This window comes from Corynebacterium sp. DNF00584, from assembly GCF_001552965.1.
GTDB lineage: Bacteria > Actinomycetota > Actinomycetes > Mycobacteriales > Mycobacteriaceae > Corynebacterium > Corynebacterium phoceense.
In genome coordinates, this window is record NZ_KQ959759.1 from 22,375 (window position 1) to 28,728 (window position 6,354).

The window sequence follows — 6,354 nt, forward strand, 5'->3', positions numbered from 1 at the left end:
TGTCTAGTCTAGCGCCCCGCACGCCGCGCGCGGACCGCCGAGGCCAGTTCTGCCAGCAAATCCACAGTGACGTCGAAGTCCATGCACTTATCCGTGATCGACTGGCCGTAGGTGAGCTCGCTCGGGTCATCGCCCAGCTTCTGCGCGCCGTCCACGAGGAAGGACTCGAGCATAATGCCCGCGATGTGCTCGTTGCCGGCCGCGACCTGCGCCGCGATGTCGCGCGCGACCTCAGCCTGGCGCACGTGATCCTTGCCGGAGTTCGCGTGCGAGGCATCAATCATCAGCCGCGCATCCTCCCCCAGCGTCTCCACCGCGGCGCTTACCGATGCCGCCTCAAAGTTCGGTCCGCTCGTCCCGCCGCGCAGGATGATGTGGCAGTGGCGGTTGCCGTCCGTCTCCACGACGGACGGGGCGCCGTCATCCGAGGTACCGAAGAAGAAGTGCGGCTTGCTGGCGGCGCCCACCGCGTCGATGGCGACCTGGACGTTGCCGTCTGTGCCGTTCTTGAAGCCAATGGGCATGGACATGCCGGAGGCGAGCTGGCGGTGAACTTGGGACTCCGTCGTACGCGCGCCGATGGCGCCCCAGGCGACGGCGTCCGCGTAGTACTGCGGGGAGTTCGGCTCCAGGAACTCGCATGCGGCGGGCAGCCCCAGGTTGACAACGTCAGTGAGGATCTTGCGGGCCAGGCGCAGGCCACCCGGAATGTCGAAGCTCTGGTCTAGGTGCGGGTCGTTGATCAGGCCCTTCCAGCCCACCGTCGTGCGCGGTTTTTCGAAGTACACGCGCATGACCACCTTGAGGTCGTCCGACAGCGCGCGGGCGAGCGGCGCCAGACGGTTGGCGTAGTCCATCGCCGCTACCGGGTCATGGATAGAGCAGGGACCAACGACCACGACGAGGCGGTCATCTTCGCCGTCGAAGACCTCCGCGATCTCCTGGCGGTCACGCTCGACGGCGGCCATTTGCTCCGGGGTGAGCGGATGTTCTGCTTGGAGCTCGGCCGGCGTGGGCAGCTCATGGAAGGCGCGGACACGGCGGTTGGACGTCGAGGCCGGGTGGGACAGGGAGACGGGTGCGGACATCGCGGGAAACTTTCTGTGGTTCGGGATGAGCCGCCGCCCCGCAAGCTTCCAAGCCTCGGAGCGGCAAACAAAAAGCAGCTCCTCATCGTGAGGGCTGCTTCAAGGCTCCGGGCTTAAAAGGTGTGCGCTATGCCGACAACGTGGCAAGCGCGCGGGTCATACCCGGAGCCTTGCCAAAATAAAATCGGTGAACGAACATACCGCTTACCGTAGCATACGGGGGTGAGCCTATCCCCCATGAGACGGGACACCGCACCCGCGACATGAGAAACCCGCGAGCGGCACGAGGCCATCCCGCGGGTGTGTAGGCACGAGACTAGAAGATGAACTTCTTGCTGTTGTCGTAAATGCCGGCGTCCTTCATCGCGGCATCGAGAGCCTCCTGATCGAAAGGATCAATGCCGTGATCTTGCGCGAAGAGCTGGCGGCGGCGGAACCGCGAGTAGCGGCGATGGAAGAACCAGCCAGCGGTCAGCACGGCGACACCCATGAGCGCGAGGACGAGCAGGCCAATGGGCGAGGCCTTGCCAAACTCAGGGCCCATCGGGCCATCTGACGCGGTCGACTGCGCGAGCACGTACAGCGTCGGCTGCATGGAGGACGTAGCAGCGGCGAGAGTACTAACAATGGTCATGGCTTAAGCTTCCTCTTTTTCTTGGATGCCCGCAAATAGATCGGTCTCCGGAAGATCCGTCGCTACGCGGGTGCGCGCGAGTTCGAATTCCTCCGTGGGCCACAGGCGGCGCTGGTCCGCTGCCGGCGTAATAAGGAACGCGCCGGCCGGATCGATCTGCGTCGCGTGGGCGCGCAGCGCCGCCTCGCGCTGCTCGAAGTAATCACCACACTCGACCTGCGTGGTGACACGGGACATGATGTCGCCGAACGTCGTGTCCCAGCGGGCCATCATCGGCGCGTACGGACTCGGCTTGCCCGCTGCCAGCAGCTCGTCGTGGAAGAGCTTCATGCGCTGGAAGACGAAGCCGTGCGTGTAGTAGAGCTTGAGCGGCTCCCACGGCTGGCCCAGCTCCGGGTGGTAGTCCGCGTCGCCGGCTTTCTCCCACGCGATCATGGACGCGCGGTGAACCATGAGGTGGTCCGGGTGCGGGTAGCCGCCGTTTTCGTCATAGGTGACGATGACGTGCGGGCGAAAGTCACGAATGGCCTTGACCATCGCCTGCGCCGCGTTGTCATCGCCGAGCTTGGCAAAGCAGCCCTCGGGCAGCAGGTTCTCAATTTCTTCCGGGGTGCCCTCCGGCAAGCCGGAGTCGACGTAGCCCAGCCACTGGTGCTGCACGCCCAAGGCCGCGGCGGCGCGTGCCATTTCTTCGTGGCGCACTTCAGCCATGTTTTCCACAATGCCCGGCTTGTCCATCGCCGGATTGATAATGTCGCCGCGCTCGCCGCCGGTGCAGGTAAGAACAAGGACGTCGTTGCCCTCTGCAGCATACTTTGCGGTCGTCGCTGCACCCTTGGACGACTCATCATCCGGGTGCGCGTGAATGGCCATGAGGCGCAATCCGCTCATCGGTAATCCCTACTATCGTTTCTCATCGCTTCAAGCTTGTAACCCTACACAGTTTAAGCCACTTTCTGGCACACGCGAACACCGGCTAAACTAGGTCTCCATGAGCACATCTGATGGCGGCCAGTCGCGCCGTTCCGCCCGCTACGCGGAACGTACCAACCATGAATCCCGCGAAGACTCCTTCAACATCACGAGTAAAGCCATCGCGCTGGTCTTCGTCGCCGTCATCATTGCCACGATCTTCTACGGCTTCCGTTACTTCCAGTCGCGCGAGCAGACGAACGCTGAAATCTCCATGGTCACCCAGCAGATCATCAGCGATGACACCACGCGCGTGTGGGCTGACATCACGCGCTCGCGTCCTGAGGAAGCCGCCTACTGCATTCTCGTCGCCTACGACTACGAGAAGGTCGAGGTCGGCCGCCGCGAAATCGCCCTTGCTCCCGACGGCAAGGAGTCGATCCGTGTCTCCGTCGACGTGCCCACCAACGCCCGCGCCGTCGCTGGCGGCGTCTACGGTTGCTCCAGCCTTGTCCCGCCGTACCTCGACACAGAGAACCCACAGTACAACGTCGAGTCCTAGACCGCGCCCCGCGCACGCACTTTCTCCAAACCGCTAACCACACCATGGCCGACGTGGGCATATCGCTGTGCTAAAATTTTGAGTCACACATGGTCTGGCCGCTCGTTGCGGCTGGGCCCTTATGCTGGTTGCACCAGCACACCTCACAATCCATCTTTAAGGGAAGGTCGCCGCATGGCTGAGCACCAGAAGCAATACATCACTCCGGAAACCAAGGCCAAGCTCGAAGAGGAGCTGCAGGCTCTTATCGACCACCGTCCGGTCGTTGCTGCGGAAATCAACGAGCGCCGCGAGGAAGGCGACCTCAAAGAGAACGCCGGCTACGACGCCGCGCGTGAGATGCAGGACCAGGAAGAGGCCCGCATCAAGCAGATCTCCGAGGTCCTCGCGAACTCCACCACCGAGCGTTCCGGTATCGAGGAAGGCGTCGCCAACGTCGGCACCGTTGTCCACGTCTACTACAACGGTGACGAAGAAGATAAGGAAACCTTCCTCATCGGTACCCGCGCTGCCGCCTCGGACAACCAGGACCTGGAGACCTACTCCGAGCAGTCCCCGTTGGGCGCCGCCATCCTCGGCGCGCACGAGGGCGAGACCCGTGAATACACCGCCCCCAATGGCAAGACCATCTCGGTGACCATCGAGTCCGCCGCTCCGTACGACTCTGCCAAGGCCGCTACCCCGCGCGGGGCTTAATTTCTCTCATCACCCAAGGATTGTTCATCATGAAGAAATTCACTGCTTCTGTGGCTCTCGTGGCCGCCGCTGTCTCTCTTGCTGCATGCCACCCGGCTCACGAGAAGGACTCTGAGGTCAAGGTCACCAACGCCGTGACCCAGGCACCGAACGTCACCGCAGAGAAGTCTGCAGACAACACCGCAACCACGGTCACAACCCCGGCCGCCACCATTGCGGGCGAGGCCACCCCGGTCGAGGGCTCTGCTGCCACCGCTGAGGAAGGCGTCGAGGGCGCCGCTGCCACTGCCGCTACCATTCAGCAGCCGGCTCAGTAAGCACGCTAACGCTCAAAGCCCGGCCGCACCGTAGTGCGGCCGGGCTTTCGCGTGCCCGCCCTCCCCTCAGGACGGCCACGCGGCAGTGGCACCACCCCCGAGTAGCAGTGCCCCCGCCGCGCCGGGCGGTGGCACCTCCCCCGCAGGTACCACCGCCCTGAGCGTGTCCCCCACGGACAATTGTGCCCAATATATTTGGCGAATTCCCCCTCACGGCTTAATTCTCAGAATTAAGAAATACCGAACCGGATAAAGACTTTTAAACGCAAAAGTAAAGAGCAATTAAAGTCCGCAGGATATGCGTTGGAAGCCACAATGCCAACCGTGTAGACGCGCGCGCCACAACGCCTGAAGCGGCTACCCCCGCCTACCCCAAATAACCAAAGTGCAATTAAGCCAACATACAGGTACTACCCATGAAGCTGCTGTAGGGCCTGTTCAAAACCCACGAAATACGACAGTGCCCGCGGTGACCTAGTCACCGCGGGCACTGTGTTTTAGAAGCTTTTAGCGATTCTGGAAGTAGCTCAGCAGACGGAGAATCTCCGTGTAGAGCCAGACCAGCGTCACGGCGAGCCCCAGCGCCACGCCCCAGGCGTTGCGAGCCGGAGCCTGCGCGCGGATGAGACGGTCTGCTTGGTCGAAGTCCGTGAGGAAGGACAGCGCGCCGAGGACGATGCACACGAGCGAGAAGATAATCGCCAACGGGCCGCCGTCACGCAGCGGGCTGAAGCCGGTAAACAGCGCGAGCAACAGGTTGCCCAGCGCCAGCACAGCCACACCCACGAGCGCGCCCAGCATGATCTTGTTGAACTTCGGCGTCACGCGCACCGCTCCCGTCTTGTAGACGAAGAGCATGCCAATGAACACGCCCACGGTACCGAGCACCGCCTGGCCGATGAGCGAGGCAGCGGACGCGCCGCCGACCGTCACGTTGGTGAACATGAAGGAGAACCCGCCCACGAACAGGCCCTCAAAGACGGCGTAGATAAGCGTGGTGGCCGCAGAGCCCCACTTCTTACCGAACGTGGCCACGAGGACCGTCACAAAGCCACCCAGCGCACCCACGAGCGTGAGCAGCGAGGCCAGACCCGGGCTCACAAAGATCGCGATGCCGAAGTTGACAATGGCGCCGACGATGATGACGGCGAGGGTAATGCCGGTCTTCGTCACCACGTCATCAACGGTCATGGGACGCTCAGCAGAGCCCTGCTGTGCGTAGTGGTTGCCGTCAAAAGAGCTGCCAGCGTAGGGGTTTGCAGAGTAGCTGTCCTGGCTGGAGCTGGTCAGAGAGTTCATGACCGGGTTGCTAGAGCGCACGGAAGTCACTGTCCTTTCACAGAGTTTTTGTTCTTCTCCTCTATTTAACGCATGAAGTCGCGCGGAAGTTCCCGCCCGCGCGTCGGGGTTTCTTACGCGGACTCATTCGCCTGCGCCGAGCCCGGGCTGCCCTCCGGCGGCTCGCCCCCAGGTCCGCCCTGGCCCGGCATGGGCACCGCCGCGACCTGGGCCTTCGTGGTGGGATCGACGGGAACGTCGATGCTCACCGCGTACCCGTCGGCCACAGACCCCGTCACCGTCGGCGTCTGCGCGTCCCAGCCATCGGAGAACACGTTGTCTGTCTCCAGCGTGATTCTGTCGAGGTTGCGCGTCGAGCCGTTGTACTCACTCTGTTCATAGACAGCACGCGCCACGTCTTCCGGCACCACGATTTACAAGTTCAACACGTTATTCGTCGCATCCTTAATGTCATCGATGGAGGGAAAACCTCAAAGTGAATGTGCGGCCAGCGCCCCGTGTAACAGCCCGGCACGAGCGAGTCGAAGGTGACCTGCACGCCACGCAGCCACGGCTCGCCTGTCACGCCGTTCGAATACATTGAGTACTCGCCCGGCGGACTGCAGTGCCAGTGAGCGGCGCATTGTTATTGGAGATGTCGATGAGGTTCATCGTGAGCGTCATGGGCGTGCCCGTGATACTCCCGCCGCCCTCGATCGAAGACGTGAGGTCGCGGCGTTCAATGCCGGATTCCTCCAGCACGTCCGGACCGTTCGAGCCGTCGCCTGGGTACGGCCCAGCCGTCTCCGTATTAAGCTCCACGCTTTCCGATGCCCCCCCCCCCCCCCCCCCCCCCCCCCCCCCCCC

At 62.9% G+C, this 6,354-nt stretch carries 9 protein-coding genes; 3 read left to right on the top strand and 6 right to left on the bottom strand.

Features of this window, described 5'->3' with window-relative positions:
- Positions 1–8: 8 nt before the first annotated feature.
- The 3 genes from HMPREF0307_RS08320 to mca form a co-directional block, all read right to left on the bottom strand.
- Positions 9–1,088, bottom strand: coding sequence for a 3-deoxy-7-phosphoheptulonate synthase (locus HMPREF0307_RS08320; RefSeq protein ID WP_066491323.1), 1,080 nt, complete (start codon positions 1,086–1,088; stop codon positions 9–11).
- 316 nt (positions 1,089–1,404) lie between these two features.
- Positions 1,405–1,722: a hypothetical protein gene (locus tag HMPREF0307_RS08325; RefSeq protein ID WP_066491326.1), complete on the bottom strand. Its 318-nt coding sequence runs from the start codon at positions 1,720–1,722 to the stop codon at positions 1,405–1,407.
- Positions 1,723–1,725: 3 nt separating this feature from the next.
- The gene (gene mca / locus HMPREF0307_RS08330) at positions 1,726–2,613 is read right to left on the bottom strand and encodes a mycothiol conjugate amidase Mca (protein WP_066491334.1); all 888 of its coding nucleotides are present in this window, start codon (positions 2,611–2,613) and stop codon (positions 1,726–1,728) included.
- Between the two features lie 100 nt (positions 2,614–2,713).
- Here mca and HMPREF0307_RS08335 point away from each other — a divergent pair, with 100 nt between their 5' ends.
- From HMPREF0307_RS08335 to HMPREF0307_RS08345, 3 genes are all read left to right on the top strand, one after another.
- Positions 2,714–3,196: a DUF4307 domain-containing protein gene (locus tag HMPREF0307_RS08335; protein WP_066491338.1), complete on the top strand. Its 483-nt coding sequence runs from the start codon at positions 2,714–2,716 to the stop codon at positions 3,194–3,196.
- A gap of 174 nt (positions 3,197–3,370) precedes the next feature.
- Positions 3,371–3,892, top strand: a complete 522-nt coding sequence (gene greA / locus HMPREF0307_RS08340; RefSeq protein WP_066491344.1) for a transcription elongation factor GreA — start codon at positions 3,371–3,373, stop codon at positions 3,890–3,892.
- 29 nt (positions 3,893–3,921) lie between these two features.
- Positions 3,922–4,209, top strand: a complete 288-nt coding sequence (locus HMPREF0307_RS08345; protein WP_066491347.1) for a hypothetical protein — start codon at positions 3,922–3,924, stop codon at positions 4,207–4,209.
- A 507-nt stretch (positions 4,210–4,716) separates the two neighbouring features.
- Here HMPREF0307_RS08345 and HMPREF0307_RS08350 read toward each other — a convergent pair.
- The 3 genes from HMPREF0307_RS08350 to HMPREF0307_RS13180 all read right to left on the bottom strand — a co-directional run bounded on the left by HMPREF0307_RS08350 (position 4,717) and on the right by HMPREF0307_RS13180 (position 6,309).
- Positions 4,717–5,529 (bottom strand): Bax inhibitor-1/YccA family protein, encoded by an 813-nt coding sequence (locus HMPREF0307_RS08350; RefSeq protein WP_066491425.1) that lies wholly within the window; start codon positions 5,527–5,529, stop codon positions 4,717–4,719.
- Between the two features lie 92 nt (positions 5,530–5,621).
- Complete coding sequence (locus tag HMPREF0307_RS13175) at positions 5,622–5,918, bottom strand: peptidase associated/transthyretin-like domain-containing protein (protein WP_066491354.1); 297 nt, start codon at positions 5,916–5,918, stop codon at positions 5,622–5,624.
- A gap of 151 nt (positions 5,919–6,069) precedes the next feature.
- A complete protein-coding gene (locus tag HMPREF0307_RS13180) occupies positions 6,070–6,309 on the bottom strand; it encodes a hypothetical protein (protein ID WP_066491358.1) in 240 nt (79 codons plus the stop codon).
- Between the last annotated feature and the right edge of the window lie 45 nt (positions 6,310–6,354).

Bases quoted from the DNA above. Each gene is read 5' to 3' on its own strand.
- HMPREF0307_RS08325 (WP_066491326.1), bottom strand. From the start codon at position 1,722: ATGACCATTGTTAGTACTCTCGCCGCTGCTACGTCCTCCATGCAGCCG.
- HMPREF0307_RS08320 (WP_066491323.1), bottom strand. From the start codon at position 1,088: ATGTCCGCACCCGTCTCCCTGTCCCACCCGGCCTCGACGTCCAACCGC.
- mca (WP_066491334.1), bottom strand. From the start codon at position 2,613: ATGAGCGGATTGCGCCTCATGGCCATTCACGCGCACCCGGATGATGAG.
- HMPREF0307_RS08345 (WP_066491347.1), top strand. From the start codon at position 3,922: ATGAAGAAATTCACTGCTTCTGTGGCTCTCGTGGCCGCCGCTGTCTCT.
- HMPREF0307_RS08335 (WP_066491338.1), top strand. From the start codon at position 2,714: ATGAGCACATCTGATGGCGGCCAGTCGCGCCGTTCCGCCCGCTACGCG.
- greA (WP_066491344.1), top strand. From the start codon at position 3,371: ATGGCTGAGCACCAGAAGCAATACATCACTCCGGAAACCAAGGCCAAG.